At 36.2% G+C, this 16,106-nt stretch carries 19 protein-coding genes; 14 read left to right on the plus strand and 5 right to left on the minus strand.

Translation table 11 applies throughout. The features are described from left to right. The first annotated feature begins 8 nt into the window (after positions 1–8). The gene (locus SHYC_RS02920; RefSeq protein WP_039644398.1) at positions 9–764 is read left to right on the plus strand and encodes a GNAT family N-acetyltransferase; all 756 of its coding nucleotides are present in this window, start codon (positions 9–11) and stop codon (positions 762–764) included. A gap of 113 nt (positions 765–877) precedes the next feature. Here SHYC_RS02920 and fdhD read toward each other — a convergent pair whose 3' ends face one another. Continuing rightward, positions 878–1,642 (minus strand): formate dehydrogenase accessory sulfurtransferase FdhD, encoded by a 765-nt coding sequence (fdhD, locus tag SHYC_RS02925; protein WP_039647526.1) that lies wholly within the window; start codon positions 1,640–1,642, stop codon positions 878–880. 211 nt (positions 1,643–1,853) lie between these two features. Here fdhD and modA point away from each other — a divergent pair, with 211 nt between their 5' ends. The 5 genes from modA (at position 1,854) to SHYC_RS02950 (ending at position 6,017) form a co-directional block, all read left to right on the plus strand. Beyond that, positions 1,854–2,612, plus strand: a complete 759-nt coding sequence (gene modA, locus SHYC_RS02930; protein WP_039644400.1) for a molybdate ABC transporter substrate-binding protein — start codon at positions 1,854–1,856, stop codon at positions 2,610–2,612. A gap of 8 nt (positions 2,613–2,620) precedes the next feature. Then, on the plus strand, positions 2,621–3,292 hold the full coding sequence (modB, locus tag SHYC_RS02935; RefSeq protein ID WP_039644401.1) for a molybdate ABC transporter permease subunit: 672 nt from the start codon (positions 2,621–2,623) through the stop codon (positions 3,290–3,292). Then, positions 3,293–3,907, plus strand: a complete 615-nt coding sequence (locus SHYC_RS02940; protein WP_039644402.1) for an ATP-binding cassette domain-containing protein — start codon at positions 3,293–3,295, stop codon at positions 3,905–3,907. A 595-nt stretch (positions 3,908–4,502) separates the two neighbouring features. Further along, positions 4,503–5,504: a ThiF family adenylyltransferase gene (locus SHYC_RS02945; RefSeq protein WP_039647528.1), complete on the plus strand. Its 1,002-nt coding sequence runs from the start codon at positions 4,503–4,505 to the stop codon at positions 5,502–5,504. Between the two features lie 12 nt (positions 5,505–5,516). Continuing rightward, complete coding sequence (locus SHYC_RS02950) at positions 5,517–6,017, plus strand: MogA/MoaB family molybdenum cofactor biosynthesis protein (protein WP_039644403.1); 501 nt, start codon at positions 5,517–5,519, stop codon at positions 6,015–6,017. A 92-nt stretch (positions 6,018–6,109) separates the two neighbouring features. Here the strand turns inward: SHYC_RS02950 and moaC are convergent, their stop codons facing one another. Next, the gene (gene moaC / locus SHYC_RS02955; RefSeq protein ID WP_039644405.1) at positions 6,110–6,598 is read right to left on the minus strand and encodes a cyclic pyranopterin monophosphate synthase MoaC; all 489 of its coding nucleotides are present in this window, start codon (positions 6,596–6,598) and stop codon (positions 6,110–6,112) included. A 67-nt stretch (positions 6,599–6,665) separates the two neighbouring features. Between moaC and SHYC_RS02960 the strand changes: the two genes are divergently transcribed. Genes SHYC_RS02960 through moaA form a run of 6 tightly spaced genes read left to right on the plus strand, consistent with a single transcriptional unit; the run spans position 6,666 to position 10,743 of the window. Continuing rightward, complete coding sequence (locus SHYC_RS02960; protein ID WP_039644406.1) at positions 6,666–7,925, plus strand: molybdopterin molybdotransferase MoeA; 1,260 nt, start codon at positions 6,666–6,668, stop codon at positions 7,923–7,925. Next, a complete protein-coding gene (mobB, locus tag SHYC_RS02965; protein ID WP_039644407.1) occupies positions 7,922–8,401 on the plus strand; it encodes a molybdopterin-guanine dinucleotide biosynthesis protein B in 480 nt (159 codons plus the stop codon). Before SHYC_RS02960 ends, mobB begins: the two co-directional genes overlap by 4 nt. A gap of 1 nt (position 8,402) precedes the next feature. Next, positions 8,403–8,858 carry a molybdenum cofactor biosynthesis protein MoaE gene (locus SHYC_RS02970; protein ID WP_039644408.1) on the plus strand — a complete coding sequence of 152 codons (456 nt, stop codon included), beginning with the start codon at positions 8,403–8,405 and terminating at the stop codon, positions 8,856–8,858. Next, positions 8,855–9,088 (plus strand): molybdopterin converting factor subunit 1, encoded by a 234-nt coding sequence (gene moaD / locus SHYC_RS02975; RefSeq protein ID WP_039644409.1) that lies wholly within the window; start codon positions 8,855–8,857, stop codon positions 9,086–9,088. The genes SHYC_RS02970 and moaD overlap by 4 nt, the downstream gene beginning before the upstream one ends. Before the next feature lie 9 nt (positions 9,089–9,097). After that, positions 9,098–9,700, plus strand: a complete 603-nt coding sequence (gene mobA / locus SHYC_RS02980) for a molybdenum cofactor guanylyltransferase MobA (RefSeq protein WP_039644410.1) — start codon at positions 9,098–9,100, stop codon at positions 9,698–9,700. Positions 9,701–9,720: 20 nt separating this feature from the next. Beyond that, entirely contained in the window at positions 9,721–10,743 is a 1,023-nt protein-coding gene (gene moaA, locus SHYC_RS02985; RefSeq protein WP_039644411.1) for a GTP 3',8-cyclase MoaA, read from the plus strand. Positions 10,744–10,893: 150 nt separating this feature from the next. Here moaA and SHYC_RS02990 read toward each other — a convergent pair whose 3' ends face one another. Continuing rightward, complete coding sequence (locus SHYC_RS02990; protein WP_039644413.1) at positions 10,894–12,729, minus strand: endonuclease/exonuclease/phosphatase family protein; 1,836 nt, start codon at positions 12,727–12,729, stop codon at positions 10,894–10,896. A gap of 347 nt (positions 12,730–13,076) precedes the next feature. Then, positions 13,077–13,520, minus strand: coding sequence for a MarR family winged helix-turn-helix transcriptional regulator (locus SHYC_RS02995; RefSeq protein ID WP_039644422.1), 444 nt, complete (start codon positions 13,518–13,520; stop codon positions 13,077–13,079). A 170-nt stretch (positions 13,521–13,690) separates the two neighbouring features. Between SHYC_RS02995 and SHYC_RS03000 the strand changes: the two genes are divergently transcribed. Continuing rightward, positions 13,691–14,455 carry a VOC family protein gene (locus SHYC_RS03000; protein WP_039644423.1) on the plus strand — a complete coding sequence of 255 codons (765 nt, stop codon included), beginning with the start codon at positions 13,691–13,693 and terminating at the stop codon, positions 14,453–14,455. On the opposite strand, the gene SHYC_RS03005 is transcribed toward SHYC_RS03000, so the two are convergent. Next, positions 14,452–14,703, minus strand: a complete 252-nt coding sequence (locus SHYC_RS03005; protein ID WP_039644424.1) for a hypothetical protein — start codon at positions 14,701–14,703, stop codon at positions 14,452–14,454. The two genes, SHYC_RS03000 and SHYC_RS03005, sit on opposite strands and share 4 nt — an antisense overlap. A 118-nt stretch (positions 14,704–14,821) precedes the next feature. Here SHYC_RS03005 and SHYC_RS03010 point away from each other — a divergent pair, with 118 nt between their 5' ends. After that, positions 14,822–16,072 carry a lipid II:glycine glycyltransferase FemX gene (locus tag SHYC_RS03010; protein WP_039644425.1) on the plus strand — a complete coding sequence of 417 codons (1,251 nt, stop codon included), beginning with the start codon at positions 14,822–14,824 and terminating at the stop codon, positions 16,070–16,072. The last annotated feature ends 34 nt before the right edge of the window (positions 16,073–16,106 follow it).

Consider the following 16,106-nt stretch of genomic DNA (forward strand, 5'->3'; position numbering starts at 1 on the left):
GGGATAGGATGAAAATATCAATGGATACAATTTATACTGATGGTCATGTTATTGAAAGTCAGTCGCGTTTTACGCGATTTCACACCCCCGAACATCCTCATAAATATGATGGGAATAAATGGAGATATCATTTAATGCCTGATGTGTTAACATTCAAAAATGATATGGTTATACAACAGCAACAACATGCGCAAACTGCTTCACAACATCTTAATTTTGAATTTCCACCAGACACCTATTTATCGACAGATATGTTACGTCTTTTAAGAAAAGAAGGGTTTGAATTAGGCTGTGTGGAAATGTATGCGATTGAAGGTTCTGAATTAGAGCGACTTTCAAATGAAGCGATTTCGTTAAAACGGGTCACATTACAAAACATCAATGACTACCTTTTGATTTTTAGTGAACTCAGTGCGCCTTATGGTGCTGTATACATCGAAGAAGCTTGTAGTTATATTCGTAAACAAATTCAATATCAAAAAGGACAATTGGCGTATTATGTTGCATATGAAGATGACATCCCAGTAGGTATTTTAAATTTAATTTATGGTGAAAAGACATTAGAATTAGATGGTTTTGCGGTGAAACCTGAATATCAACAAAAAGGCATTGGACGTCGGATTCAAGCTCAAGTGGGAAAACTAGCAGAGGATCGCGTGGTTATTTTAGTAGCAGATGCTGAAGATACGGTGAAAGAGATGTATGTAAAGCAAGGATACACGTATTTACATTTTCGCTATAGTGCTTTGTTAACGCATGATTAATTGATATAGAGAACAAAAACACCCGAAAATTCGGCAAAGCGAAATTTTCGGGTGTTTTTCATGTATCTTAATCTATGGCATATGGTTTCGTTTTAAAAATACTTCCAAATGAGTTAATGATTTGGTTTTGTAATGCGATGGGCATGACTATAAATATTAAAATGTTGGTTTCGTACAAAACCAATCGCAGTGATGTTTAAATCATTTGCAAGCTGAACAGCTAAGGTGGTTGGTGCTGATTTAGATATGATCATTCCTACTCCAATTTTAGCGGCTTTAATTAAAATTTCAGAAGAGATGCGCCCACTAAAAATCAAAATTTTATCTCTTACAGAAATTTCATTTTCAATACAGTAACCAAAAAGCTTGTCTAAAGCATTATGTCTCCCTATGTCTTGGCGGTGAATATAAAATGCATTCCCATCACTTATGGCAGCATTATGTAATCCGCCTGTTGCTTGAAATGTTTCACTTTCTTCTTGAAGCCGATTCATCATCGTTAACACTTGTTCTGGATGAATTTGAATGTTGGACATCGACGTTTTCGCGATGGCAGCATCATTTTGAAAATAAAACTCGCGACTTTTCCCACAACATGAAGCGACTAATCTCTTATTTGAAAGTTGAATGCGGTCTTTGACATCATATGTTAAAAGAAGGTGTGCAAACCCTTTACTATCATCTATATCGAGTTGTTTTATTTCTTGACGTTTTAAAATGATACCTTCAGATGCTAGAAATCCTAAGATGAGTTCCTTTAAATGCGTTGGGCTACAAATAACTGTAGCAAACTCTTCGCCATTAATCATAATTGTGAATGGAAATTCAGTCACATAATCATCATACGTTTCCCGAAGTTCTCCATCCTCATACCTCATGATTTTTTGATTGTAGTGGATATCTTGTTTCACCCCTATGTCCCCCTTACACATTTATATATATTTTACGCTTAAATTAAAAAATATAAAACCATTTAGGGCTAACATTAAACCATAGGTTAAAAATGTGAACAATCTCGTTTTAGCGTGCATTTCAGGAATGTTTCATGGATAATATAGTAAGATACATATAAAGAAAGGATTGTCTTAAATGAAAAGGATTGTATTTTTAGGTTTAACGATAATAGGTCTTTTATGTCTTGTGGCTGGATGTGGCAATAAAGCACAACAAAATGACGAGAACAATCATCTAACAATATCCGCGGCAGCAAGTTTAACAGATGTTACAAAAGAACTTGAAAAAGCATTTAAAAAAGAACATCCAAACGCTGTCATCGAATTTAACTATGGTGGGTCTGGCGCATTAAGACAACAAATTGAAAAAGGTGCACCTGTCGATGTTTTTATGTCGGCGAATACGAAAGATGTTAAAACATTAAAAACAAAAGGTAAAGTTAAAGACTCTTACGCATATGCACATAACAAATTAATTTTAATTAAACAACGTGGAGTCTCATCGCAATCTTTAGATCAATTACAGCAAAACACGCACGTTGCTTTGGGTGAAGTGGCATCAGTTCCTGCAGGGAAATATGCAAAAATGTACTTGGAATCACAAGGGTTATGGAAAAAAATCGAACCACATGTGGTCTATACGAAAGACGTACGTGAAGTGTTGAACTACGTAGATAAAGGTAATGCGCAATATGGTTTTGTATATCAAACAGATCTATACGCTGGTAATACACAAGATACAAATGTTGAAAAGGTAAAAGATGCGCAATTGAAACAACCGATTACATACGAGATGGGAAGAATATCCGATGATGCATTAAGTAAAGCGTGGGTGACGTTTATGAAATCAAAACAAGCACAATCAATTTTAAAGCAATATCATTTTGAACAATAGGTGATGTTATGGCTGATTTAACGCCATTATGGATTTCTTTAAAAATTGCAATGATGAGCACAATTGTTGTTGTATTTTTAAGTATCATGTTAGCAAAGTGGTTATACAATAAACAAAATACTTGGACACGCTTAATAGAAAGCCTGGTGTTTTTACCTATCATTTTGCCACCAACGGTACTAGGTTTCTTGTTGTTAATTGTCTTTTCCGTTGAGGGGCCACTCGGTCATTTACTTACAGACACCTTAGGGATACAGGTCGTATTTTCTCTCGTTGGTGCTACAATCGCATCGATTATTGTCAGTTTTCCTTTAATGTATCAGCATGCTGTACACGGATTTCGAAGCATCGATGCCCAAATGTTAAATGCAGCACGTACAATGGGCGCATCTGAAGGCAAAATATTTTTTAAATTAATTTTGCCTCTTTCAAAGCGCGCACTCATTTCCGGAGCGATGCTCGCGTTTGCACGGGCCATAGGAGAATTTGGTGCCACTTTAATGGTCGCTGGATATATACCTGGACGTACGAATACGTTACCTTTGGAAATTTACTTTTTAGTACAACAAGGTCGTGAAAATCAAGCATGGTTATGGGTACTCGTACTTGTGGCATTTTCAATAACAATTATAGGGACAATGAATCTATTGAATAAAGATGCGTATAAAGAGAGGGATTAAATGTTACATATACAGCTCAAACATCATATTAATGATCATTTGATTCAGCTAAATATACAGGCATTGACGCCTAAAATTTATGCGTTAGAAGGTGTTTCGGGTGTAGGTAAAACGACTTTGCTAAATATGATTGCTGGGATACGCACACCTGAAGCAGGATGTGTGCAAGTTGGTGAACGTATTCTTCTTGATACGAACAATCATATCAATTTACCACCACAACAACGGAATGTCGGTTATTTATTTCAAGATTATCAACTGTTTCCGCATATGACTGTACTTCAAAATATTCGTTTTATGCACCCCGAAACAACGCATGTCGAAGCGCTATGCCAAGCGTTAAAAATAAATCATCTAAAAAATGCTTATCCACATCAATGTTCAGGTGGAGAAAAACAACGCGTTGCTTTAGCGCGGGCATTAAGTCAAAAACCGGAACTTTTACTTTTAGATGAGCCTTTTTCAAGTTTGGATGATGACACAAAGTCGGAAAGCATCGCTTTGATTAAACATATGTATCATATGTGGAACATTCCAATTATTTTTGTAACGCATTCAAAATATGAAGCGGCACAGTTGGCAGATGAAGTCGTTAAAATATCAGTAAAGAATTAAAATTTGCTTGTTGTCCAAGGGGCTGCGACATATTTACCCCGCGAAACAAAACCAACAAAGTTCTTCGTACATGAACTCTGTTGGTTATATTTATATATAAACTTAGTATTTATGACGGGAAGGCTGATGCATTAAAACATCCCTTTGATTGCTTTCTTAGCTGAGACTTCTAAGGCATTAAGCCGAAACGTAAATCTATTTTGAGCGTAGAAATCCAAGACTATTGGCTTTTACAATATATAAGGCAGTAGTCTTGGATTGCATATAGGCTTAGAAAAGCAAAACATTAGGAACAATCAAAACTGAAATGATTTATGTACCAGCCCCTGTTTCCTACAATTAGTTGAAAACGCTTGACTAATTGTAGGAAGGACCTGGACGATCTACTTCTCTCTACCGCTAATCTTAGTATGTTTTATTTTATAGGGAATTTTTGAGTTAAATCGCGTGTTTTTACGACTCGAAAATATGCACTACATCATATACATTAAAGATATAAGACATTGAACACTATGATAAAGTGATTTCTTTGAGACCTGTGTCACTTCACTTTATAATAGATGGCATAGATGATGTGAGAAAGGTACATATGGAGATGCAAAATCGTTATTCAAGACAAATTTTATTTCAAGGTATAGGTAAAGAGGGACAACAAAAAATAAATTCTAAAACAGTTTTAATTGTTGGCATGGGCGCACTGGGTACTCATCTCGCTGAAGGGCTCGTGCGTGCGGGTGTGAAAAAATTACGAATCATAGACCGCGATTATATTGAAGCATCAAATTTACAACGCCAAACGTTATTTATTGAAACGGATGCGCGCCAATCAATACCTAAAGTGGTTGCGGCAGAACGTGTTTTAAAATCAATTCGTTCAGATGTAATTATTGAAACTGTGATTGATCATGCAGATGCATATATTTTAAAGACAATGATTGACGATGTCGATTTGATTATGGATGCAACGGATAACTTTGAAACGCGAATGATCATCAATGACCTCGCTTTTAAACATGATATTCCGTGGATTTATGGTGGTGTGGTGCGTAGTACTTATATTGAAGCGCCGTTTATACCTGGTGAAACACCGTGCTTTCAATGTTTAGTTCCTCAAATACCCTCAATAAATTTAACGTGTGATACGGTAGGTGTGATTCAACCTGCGGTAACAATGACCACAAGTTTTCAACTTAGGGACGCACTGAAAATTTTAACTGAAACACCTTTTAAACCAAAACTGACATATGGTGATATATGGGAAGGCACGCATCATACATTTGGTTTCAGTAGATTAAAACGTGACAAATGTCAGACATGTGGTGAACATCCAACATATCCATTTCTAATACAACAACAACCTCACTTTGCGACATTATGTGGGCGTGATACTGTTCAGTATCATCATCCAGATTTAGATTTGGAGACGTTGATACAATTTCTTGAGCAACGAAATATTGCATATAAAACGAATGGATACATCGTGCAGTTTCAATTTCAACAGCGTCGAATGATTGCTTTTCAAAATGGTCGCATATTAATTCATGGCCTAAAAGAACGAGATAAAGCGTATACGATAATCAATCAATTATTTGGATAAAGGAGATTAAAGATGCATACAAATGTAAACATAGGTAGAGCGATTAGATGTGCAGTTTTGACTGTGTCAGATACAAGAACGACTGAAACCGATAAAGGCGGTCAATTAGTATTACAATTATTAGGTGAACACAACACGCATGTTACAGAAGCGTGCTATAAAATTGTGAAAGACGACATCTCAGCAATTCAATCACAAGTGACAACATGGTTAGATGAAGGTGTCGAAGTCATTATTACAACTGGAGGTACTGGCATTGCACAACGTGATTGTACAATTGAAGCGGTTAAACCATTATTACAAAAAGAAATCGAAGGCTTCGGAGAATTGTTTAGATATTTAAGTTATGCAGAAGACGTAGGGAGTAGAGCGCTATTATCACGAGCGATAGGCGGTTCCATTGGAACACAACTCGTATTTTGTCTACCAGGTTCTACTGGTGCAGTGACACTTGGGATGAAAAAATTAATCTTGCCTGAACTGAATCATCTTATACATGAATTAAATAAGTAGAATCACAAAGAAAATAAGCGGGGCGAAAATCCAATGTGTGTAGGATGATTTTACGCCCCGAGCATATTGTAGTAGAAGATGTGTGCTGAAAGTTAATGTGATGAAACGCGATTATAATCTGATTTACCACCCGTTTTTTCAATGAGGTATGTTTCACCTATGACCATGCCTTTGTCCACAGCTTTACACATATCATAAATAGTTAAAGCAGTGACGGAGGCGGCTGTGAGTGCTTCCATTTCAACACCTGTTTTGCCAGTTGTAGATACACTACTTGTAATGTGCAGTGTAAAGTGAGTGTCTTCTTGACGCCATTCAAATTGGATATCTATGCCTGTTAATGGGAGTGGGTGACACATCGGGATGATTGTGGCAGTGTGTTTTGCAGCCATAATGCCGGCAATTTGTGCAGTATTTAAAACATTTCCTTTTTTAGCTGTATTATTGATAATTTGATTATAAATTGTATCATTGACTTGAATGCTCGAATGCGCTATGGCAGTGCGTTTCGTGATATCTTTTTCAGAAACATCCACCATTTTTGCATTGCCTTGTGCATTAATATGTGTAAATTCCGTCATGGTATACCTCCTTTTTAAATCAAGGTAAGTATAGCATGAAATACATGAATTGTTAGGAGTATAAACGATGACACTAGAAAAAAGACAACCAATCCCAGTAATCGAAGCAATTCAACGCTGTATTAAACAAGACATAAACCTACCTGAAACGACTGTTGATTTATATGAAGCAGATGGATATATCCTTGCTGAAGATATTATTGCGACATATGATATTCCGCGGTTCGATAAATCCCCTTATGATGGTTTTGCGATTAGAAGTGAGGATAGTACTGACGCAAGTGGTGAACAACGCGTTGGGTTTAAAGTGATTGACCACATAGGTGCGGGGTCAGTATCACAAGCCACTTTAGCAAAAGGTGAAGCGGTACGTATTATGACGGGGGCTGAAATACCAAAAGGTGCCGATGCAGTCGTTATGTTAGAACAGACAGTTGAAACAAAGGACGGTTTTACAATACGTAAACCTTTTTCACATCACGAAAATGTATCTCTCAAAGGTGAAGAAACGACGACTGGTGACGTGGTATTAAAAAAAGGACAACGTATAAATGCAGGAGCTATCGCTGTTTTGGCTACTTTTGGATATCGCCAAGTACCGGTATTTGTCAAACCATCTGTAGCAATCATTGCAACAGGTAGTGAATTGTTAGATGTTGAAGATGCTCTCGAACCAGGAAAAATACGTAATTCAAACGGACCGATGATTCATGCGTTGCTTAGACAAGAGGCCATTACATCACATATGTATCAAATTCAAAAGGATGATTTTGAAAGTAGTTTAAATGTTGTACGTCAAGCGGTTCAAGAACATGATATTGTGGTTACGACAGGTGGGGTGTCTGTAGGTGATTATGATTATCTACCCGATATTTACCGCGCGCTTGATGCGACAGTGCTTTTTAATAAAGTGGCAATGCGTCCGGGTAGTGTTACTACAGTTGCCGTGACAGAACAAACGTATCTATTTGGTCTTTCAGGTAACCCCTCTGCATGTTATACAGGGTTCGAATTGTTTGTTAAACCTTCTATTTATCGGATGATGGGGGCAACACGTGTTTATCCAGCGATGGTCAAAGCAACATTGATGGAGGATTTTAAAAAAGCAAATCCATTTACACGTTTTATACGTGCTACTGTTACATTTAATGGGAAAGAGGCAACTGTTAAGCCAGCAGGATTCAATAAATCTGGTGCTGTTATAGCGATTGCGCATAGTAATGCCATAATGGTGTTACCAAGTGGAACACGCGGTTATACAACGGGACAGTTTGTCGATGTCTTGCTAACAGCAACAGAATATTATCAACAGGATATATACGTATGATTTTACAAATTGTAGGCTATAAAAATAGTGGTAAAACCACCCTTGTGGCCCATGCTGTTCGTTTTTTTAAAGCACAAGGCTACCCCGTTGTAACAATAAAGCATCATGGTCATGTGGGTGAAGAGATTACGTTGCCTCACCGTGCAGTTGATCATATGAAGCATTTTGAAGCAGGTGCGGATCAAAGTATTGTACAAGGTCATAAATTTATTGAGACAATACAAAAAAATGAGGGAATCGCCTTAAAGACTTTAATAGAAGACTGTGTTACGATTAATGACAGTATTATTTTGGTTGAAGGCTACAAAAACGCGCCTTATGAAAAAATGATCATCTACCGTAACGAAGCAGAATTACATGCTCTAACACAACTGTCGAACGTTAAATATCACGTTAAGCGAACAGAAGATGACATAAATATGCGTGAAGTTGATAGATTGCTACAAGCGTGGTTATCAGAAGTAAAGGATGGTTAACTTGAAACAATTTGAAGTGACATCAGAACCTATAAATCCTGAAAAATATCGGGAATGGACATTAAACGAAAAGCAAGGTGCTGTTGTGGTTTTCACTGGTCACGTACGTGAATGGACAAAAGGTATTCGGACGGAATACCTAGAATACGAGGCCTATACTCCTATGGCAGAGAAAAAATTAGCACAAATTGGTGATGAAATTAGTGTGCGATGGCCAGGAACAGTTACGGCCATAGCTCACCGTATTGGTGCTTTAAATATAAAAGATATTGCAGTTGTCATTAGTGTTTCGTCACCACATCGGAAAGATGCGTATCGCGCAAATGAATATGCGATAGAACGTATTAAAGAAATTGTGCCGATATGGAAAAAAGAAATTTGGGAAGATGGTGCCGAATGGCAGGGTCATCAACGAGGCTATCATGATGACGCAATCAATCAAGGAGGCCAATCGTGAAAATATTATATTTTGCAGAAATTAAAGAATTATTAAACCGTACAGAAGATCATTTTCATTTTGATTATGGCGTGACTGTTGAGGATTTAAAGACACATTTATATCAAACGTATCCTGTCATTCAAGGAAAAAAATTCCAAGTAGCAGTGAATGAGGAATTTGTACAAGCTGATGAAGTGATCAAGCCACATGATGTGGTAGCACTCATACCACCCGTAAGTGGAGGTTAAATTACTCAAATGAAAGCGATTATTTTAGCGGGAGGCGAATCAACACGCTTCGGTTCACCTAAAGCATTTGCAGAAATAAACAACGAAAAATTTTTCAAAAAAATATATCAGACACTCATGACGACGAATATGTTTAATGAAATAATTATTAGTACGAACGATACATTAGCTCCGCATTTTGGCGGATATCACGTGATTAAGGATGTGCCGCAACATAAAAATAAAGGTCCATTAAGCGGACTTTATTCTGTTATGTCTCAAACGGATGACGATTTATATTTTGTAGTATCCGTCGATACACCGATGGTTACAGACAAAGCGATTAGTCAATTGTATCAATTTTTAATTGCTAATTTAATTGAAGCGCAATTGGTTGTGGCTGGATTTCAAGTGAAGGGTCGACCAATTCCAACAATTGCATTTTATCATAAGACGATATTACCTCATATTGAAGCAGCATTAAATGGGAATGATTATAGTATGCGACGGGTATATGAAAGGGTATCTACGGATTGGTTAGATGTAACTGCGATTCAAGGTCCATCCTATTGGTATCGTAATATTAATTATCAAGAAGAACTTTTAGCATTGAAAACAGAAATGAATCGATAAACAAGAGGGGAGGCGCAATAATGACTGAACAAATTTTAGATAAATTAGGACGTCCAATACGTGATTTGCGCATTTCCGTAACTGATCGGTGTAATTTCAGATGTGATTATTGTATGCCAAAAGAAATTTTCGGAGACGACTATGTATTTTTACCTAAAGATCAACTCTTAACGTTTGAAGAGATTGCACGCATTACAAAAATTTATGCAAACCTAGGGGTTAAAAAGGTTCGAATTACTGGTGGAGAACCTTTGTTGCGTCGAGATTTAGACCAATTAATACAACTGATAACGCGCATTGATGGCATCGAGGATATTGGTTTAACGACAAACGGGCTGTTGTTAAAAAAACATGGTCAAAAATTGTACGATGCAGGCTTAAGACGAATCAATGTCAGTTTAGATGCGATAGATGACGCGGTATTTCAATCCATAAACAACCGAAATATAAAAGCGCGTACAGTGTTAGAACAAATTGATTATGCGGTCTCAATAGGTTTTCAAGTTAAAGTGAATGTAGTTGTACAAAAAGGAATCAATGATGATCAGATCATACCGATGATTGAATATTTTAAAGATAAACATGTCACGATTCGTTTTATTGAATTTATGGATGTTGGCAATGATAATGGGTGGGATTTTTCTAAAGTCGTAACGAAAGATGAAATGTTAAATATGATTGAAACCCATTTTGATATTGAACCTGTACACCCTAAATATTTTGGGGAAGTTGCGAAATATTATAGACATAAAGGCGCAACATCTAAATTTGGCTTGATTACAAGTGTCTCGGATTCATTTTGTTCGACATGCACAAGAGCGAGACTGTCATCAGATGGCAAATTCTATGGGTGTCTGTTTAGTGCGGCAGAGGGGTATGATATTCGTAAATTATTACGAAGCGGTCTTGATGATGACGCGGTTGAAGCACGATTGAAGCAGCTTTGGTATGTTCGAGATGATCGTTATTCAGACGAACGTACTGCACAAACCGTTGAAAATCGACGTAAAAAGAAAATTAATATGAATTATATTGGTGGTTAGCCCTCGTGTTGCTAAATTGCCCATGTGTGAAAGAAGTACTTTTGTTTAACTAAGTGGGCTGTTTTAAATCTGACAAAAGCCTTCACAATGCATATTTTCGTGCATTGTGAAGGCTTTTTGCTGTGTATGATTTACGTGTGAGAAAGAAATTTATTTTTTTGAAAAGTCTATTTGGGCTAATAAAGGATCATGGTCACTTGCACGTCCAGACATATCCGTGAAATCACTATTTACATGTATCATATCTAACTTAGAACGCGCCTTTAAATGTTTTGACACGAATATATGGTCTAACGTTTGAGCATTTCCTTGGTAATTATATGAATAGCGCGATGTTGAAGGGACGTGGTTCACTAAATTCACCATTTGGTAGCGTTCAAATGTTTTTAGCGCTTGAGACCATTGAAAATCGTTATAATCACCCACAGATATAATATTCGCTTTAGGGTTTTGAGTTTGTACTTGGTCTACAAAGTCACCTACTGCTTTAGCCATTTGAACACGTTGAATTTCACTTCGACGTTCCGCTGGTTGTTTTTTACCAAATAAAGGATCATCTCCGTTTTTAGAGTTCCAATGATTTACGATTGCAATAATTTGATTTCCTTTAAATGTAAATTCAGCTGCAAGTGGTTTTCTTGAGTTTTTAAATGCTGGATTTGTTGGTGCAATTCGTCCAGGATTATGTGTGAGATGCCCATTTTTATATGCGACACTTGTGGTAGCGTCCCCAGGCTTCACCTTTTTATTGAAAGATACACGATCTGGGCGATAAAGGAACCCGACACGAATATTTGCATTAGGTTGTCCACCGTCTTGATTCATTTCTGGGTCAATACTTTTATATGCATAGGTTGGTCCGCCTGCTTTTTTAATCGCATTAATGAGACGTTGATAGGATTCATTTGCTTCTGGTCCACCAACACCAGCACCGTCATTGTCTTGAACTTCAGTCACTCCAACGATATCTGGGTTTTTCATATGGCTAACAATACCATTGGCTAACTTTTGAGCTTTGTCATTTGATGTTGAATCTGGATTATTTGAAAAGTTTTCTAAATTATAAGACGCCATTGTCAACTTATCTTTTGAAGGTGTTATTGTTGTTCCTTTTGGTTGTGCTGGTCCTTTCACATACGCTTTTTTCATTGTGTCATAATCTATATTGATTTTGTAATTTTGGTACCCGTAATTGACGTAGCCGATGAGTGGACCCTTGAAGTGATCGCCAGTTGACACATTAAAGTTACGCGTTTGTTGAAGTGGTCCGTGGACTTTAAATGGTATACGTTGCCCATTCGCATTTTTTTCTTTTAACAAAATACCATCATGTATCGTTTCTTTTCGAACGTGATCTTGAACAGTGAAGATGTCACCGTATTCTTGTGGACCAACACTGCGGACGTTGTCTACTTGTACGCGCATGCCTTCTAAGGACTCCCAGTAATCTAACGCATATTTTTTGGGGTTAAATTGACCATTAGGAGAGGCGATTTTTGTAGGTACGCGTTTAATTTTAATTGGTTTTGGTAAAGGTTGATTTGATTGAATAACGTTTATTTTACCTTGTTTCTCATATCGTGCGTCAATTTCGGTTAAAGGTTGATCGGTTTTATGCTTTTCTTTATAACCTTCAATTGGATATTCAGCGACGAGTCCAGAAACTTCTACCGCATCCCCAACTTTTACACGTGGTTTTTCTTTACCTGCAAATACGATGATTCCTTCAGAAGTATTAGGGTTGTCATCGATTAAATGATCCGGTGTTTGTAAATGGAAATAGTGTTGACCATTTAACGAATATTGAAATGTTACAATTCCTTGAATAGCGTCAACATGTTTATTGGCATATTTCGATTGATATGTATCGCCTTGAATATCATGGATTTGAAGCTTTGTTGAGGTATTTTGGGCGTCAACGGGTGTTAAAGCAAAAGTAGAACTTATTAAACCAATAGAAAGACAGGAAACAAATAATTTTTTCATTAATTACACTCCTAACAATTTATTAATTTATTTAAGTATATCAGTATCGATTTTCGATTTAGATTAAAAAGATGTAAAAAAGGGGTAAAAAAATTGTGAAATTAAAATTTTAAAGTAGAGAGGCAACAAGGTCATTCAAATTTCAACATTGTCGCACGTATCCATAAATAAAAACGGTGAGGAACCTACATTGACGTAACTTAGTCGAATTGTTTTAACATACGGGGACATACATTCATTTTAAGGAATCAACGTCTCTGATTTTGTTGCTTTATTTTCGTCTATTATTAAAGTCATTATTGCCTCTTCTACTATTTTATTAATGAAACAAAAACCATGTAAGATATTTATGTATGATGTGTATTTATATAAGCGATCATTGAATCATAGAGTTGATCGAGAATCTCAACTGTACGCTGATACTCTGCTTCAGAAATGTTTAAAGCTTCGAGATGTTGCTGCTGTAAAGTGGCAATTTTAGATGTCATATGCTGATACACATCTTGACCTTTAGGAGAGAGTTGAAGCAATTTTTCTCTACGATCTTCTCCAGTTCTTGCAATAATCCATTCGCGTGATTCAAGCGCCTTTAATATTTTACGTGTTGTAGGTTTTTCAATGGAACGGCGTTTTGAAATTTGTACCAGTGTTGTATCGATGTTGACTGCAATATCTTTCAGAATCAGCCATTGTGCTGGATGTAAGTCATATTCCGTCATTAAAGGTTGTACCATTTTAATATAAGGACGATAAAGTTTAGTGAAACTGTCAAAAAGTAACGAAGGTTTCATATATAACTTCCTTTCAGTATTAACGTTAATCGTATTATATCACGCATATCGAAAAGCGCTTTTGATACTAATTAAGATTTAAGGTAAAAGGAGAGAATGATATGCGCAAGAGATATTCTAGTAAAACTTTGATAAAATAGAATATAAGTCGTAATTGAGGAGGGGCGCATATGGTCGATATCGAGCTGGATCATATCATTCATTATGTAAAAGGGCTCAACCATTTTGAATTTCCAGGTGAATTTTTGGAAATTCATAAAGGTGGACAACATGAAAAACTAGGGACATTTAACCGTTTAGTTCAAATCGATTTATCGTATATTGAACTTATAGATGTTTTCGATAAAGGAAAAATAAAACATCAATCTAAAACGCAAGAGGGTAAATTTTCTTTTGCGACTGCGGTCATGAAAAATGGATACAAACAAGGATTTAAAAAAATTTGTTTTCGTACCAAAGATATTCATTTATTAAAAACACAATTTCAAAAACGTGGATTGCAAACAGTTGGGCCGGTAAAGATGACGCGATATAATAAAAAAGGACACCTTATTGAATGGCAATTACTTTATGTTCACGATCATGCGTACGACATGATGATGCCCTTTTTCATTCAATGGAACAAAGATGACATAAGTAGGTATGAGGATTTAAAAGATGCGTTTCAAACACATTTGACCATCGATATGGTTGAATTCAAAACCCATCAACGTCAAACGATGGTGTATAACTGGGAACGTTGGTTTGATATGGAAATCATTGAAGACAGTGACAAACATACGATTTTATATAGCCCAGCTAAAAAAGTGAAATTTAAAATTACTGAGGGACGTCAAGACGTTATTGATACAGTTTATTTAACAGATACGACGATTGATGCGCCTATTTTAATAAGAACGCATGGTGCGAATTATCAATTTAATCCAAGTATTTAATAAATGACAGAATAGATGGTTTGTACTAACCATCCGACATGGATGAGTGCTAACATAAGGGCAATCCATGCCACATATAACTGGAGTTTTGATTCATGTAATAGAATGAAGAAAATAGCCAGTACAGTCGTTAATGCTACAACTATTATGCGCAAACTTAAGAAATCTATTTTCATCATATAAATCAATGAAATCATGAATACAATAAGTTGAATGAGTGTTAAAATAATTAAAACAATATTTCTCATTTTGTGACCTCCCATTTCAACCTCAGTATAGCACATCTATAAATAGTCATAAGAATTTAGGATACGAATTAGGTTAAAATTAATATGGGTAAAGCAGATTTAAAGGAGTCAGTAAACTATGAAATTAATCAATATTACGGATCAAGAACATGATGCGTTTGTGAAAAATCATCCCAACGGTGATTTGCTTCAACTAACGAAATGGGGCGAAACGAAAAAGTTAACGGGATGGTACAGAAAACGTATTGCAGTAGGAGAAAATGGAGAAATCAAAGGCGTTGCACAACTTCTTTTTAAAAAAATACCACGTACGCCGTTCACATTATGTTACGCTTCTCGTGGTTTTGTCGTGGATTATTCAGAAGCGTTAGCAGTAAAAACGTTATTAGCCGAAGCGATTAAAATAGCTAAAGAAGAAAAAGCGTATACAATTAAAATTGACCCTGATGTAGAAGTGGAAGACGGATTATCAGTGGTAAATGATTTGAAAGCATTAGGGTTTAAACATAAAGGTTTTAAAGAAGGTCTTTCTAAAGATTACATTCAACCTCGAATGACTATGATTACGCCTTTAGATCAAACGGATGATGCGCTCATCAAAAGTTTTGACAATCGAAATCGTTCTAAAGTGCGTTTAGCGCTAAAGCGTGGCACAAAAGTAGAGCGTAAAGGACGTGAAGATTTAAAAATTTTTGCTGACTTAATGAAGGAAACAGGCGAGCGTGATGGCTTTTTAACGCGAGATGTCTCTTATTTTGAGACGATTTATGATGCGTTACATGCTGATGGCGATGCGGAACTTTTCTTAGTGAAATTAGAACCCAAACCCGTTTTAGCAGACTTAAGAGCAGAGCGACAAGAACAAGACAAAGAAGAAGCGAGACTCAAAGCTAAAAAGCAAGATAAAAAAACGCTAAATAAAATTAATGATTTAAAAAATAAGCAACAAAAGACAGAAAGTTTAATTCATGATTTAGAAAATCTAGAACGTACACATCCTGAAGGGCGTTATTTATCAGGCGCACTGTTGATGTTTTGTGGCCATAAATCGTACTATTTATATGGCGCATCTTCAAACGATCATCGTGATTTCTTACCAAATCACCATATGCAGTTTAAAATGATGCAATATGCACGAGACAAAGGGGCTAAAACGTATGATTTTGGTGGTACGAATAATAATCCAGATCAAACGTCAAGTCATTATGGTTTGTGGACGTTTAAAAAAGCTTGGGGCACATACTTAAGTGAAAAAATCGGAGAATTTGATTTTGTGTTAAATCCACTTGTGTATCAAGCGGTAGAACAATTCAAACCTCAATTGACAAAATTAAAAATTAAAATTGTACGTAAGTTGAAAAATTCATAAAACAGATAGATAAAGCGATGAAGTTACCTCATAA

Origin of the sequence: Staphylococcus hyicus (assembly GCF_000816085.1) — a bacterium.
GTDB lineage: Bacteria > Bacillota > Bacilli > Staphylococcales > Staphylococcaceae > Staphylococcus > Staphylococcus hyicus.

Excerpts from the sequence above, each read along its gene's own strand:
- SHYC_RS02945 (WP_039647528.1), top strand. The coding sequence starts at position 4,503 with ATGCAAAATCGTTATTCAAGACAAATTTTATTTCAAGGTATAGGTAAA.
- SHYC_RS02950 (WP_039644403.1), top strand. The coding sequence starts at position 5,517 with ATGCATACAAATGTAAACATAGGTAGAGCGATTAGATGTGCAGTTTTG.
- SHYC_RS02990 (WP_039644413.1), bottom strand. The coding sequence starts at position 12,729 with ATGAAAAAATTATTTGTTTCCTGTCTTTCTATTGGTTTAATAAGTTCT.
- mobA (WP_039644410.1), top strand. The coding sequence starts at position 9,098 with ATGAAAGCGATTATTTTAGCGGGAGGCGAATCAACACGCTTCGGTTCA.
- SHYC_RS02960 (WP_039644406.1), top strand. The coding sequence starts at position 6,666 with ATGACACTAGAAAAAAGACAACCAATCCCAGTAATCGAAGCAATTCAA.
- modB (WP_039644401.1), top strand. The coding sequence starts at position 2,621 with ATGGCTGATTTAACGCCATTATGGATTTCTTTAAAAATTGCAATGATG.
- SHYC_RS02940 (WP_039644402.1), top strand. The coding sequence starts at position 3,293 with ATGTTACATATACAGCTCAAACATCATATTAATGATCATTTGATTCAG.
- SHYC_RS02995 (WP_039644422.1), bottom strand. The coding sequence starts at position 13,520 with ATGAAACCTTCGTTACTTTTTGACAGTTTCACTAAACTTTATCGTCCT.
- moaC (WP_039644405.1), bottom strand. The coding sequence starts at position 6,598 with ATGACGGAATTTACACATATTAATGCACAAGGCAATGCAAAAATGGTG.
- SHYC_RS03000 (WP_039644423.1), top strand. The coding sequence starts at position 13,691 with ATGGTCGATATCGAGCTGGATCATATCATTCATTATGTAAAAGGGCTC.
- modA (WP_039644400.1), top strand. The coding sequence starts at position 1,854 with ATGAAAAGGATTGTATTTTTAGGTTTAACGATAATAGGTCTTTTATGT.
- mobB (WP_039644407.1), top strand. The coding sequence starts at position 7,922 with ATGATTTTACAAATTGTAGGCTATAAAAATAGTGGTAAAACCACCCTT.
- SHYC_RS03005 (WP_039644424.1), bottom strand. The coding sequence starts at position 14,703 with ATGAGAAATATTGTTTTAATTATTTTAACACTCATTCAACTTATTGTA.
- SHYC_RS03010 (WP_039644425.1), top strand. The coding sequence starts at position 14,822 with ATGAAATTAATCAATATTACGGATCAAGAACATGATGCGTTTGTGAAA.
- moaA (WP_039644411.1), top strand. The coding sequence starts at position 9,721 with ATGACTGAACAAATTTTAGATAAATTAGGACGTCCAATACGTGATTTG.
- SHYC_RS02920 (WP_039644398.1), top strand. The coding sequence starts at position 9 with ATGAAAATATCAATGGATACAATTTATACTGATGGTCATGTTATTGAA.
- fdhD (WP_039647526.1), bottom strand. The coding sequence starts at position 1,642 with ATGAGGTATGAGGATGGAGAACTTCGGGAAACGTATGATGATTATGTG.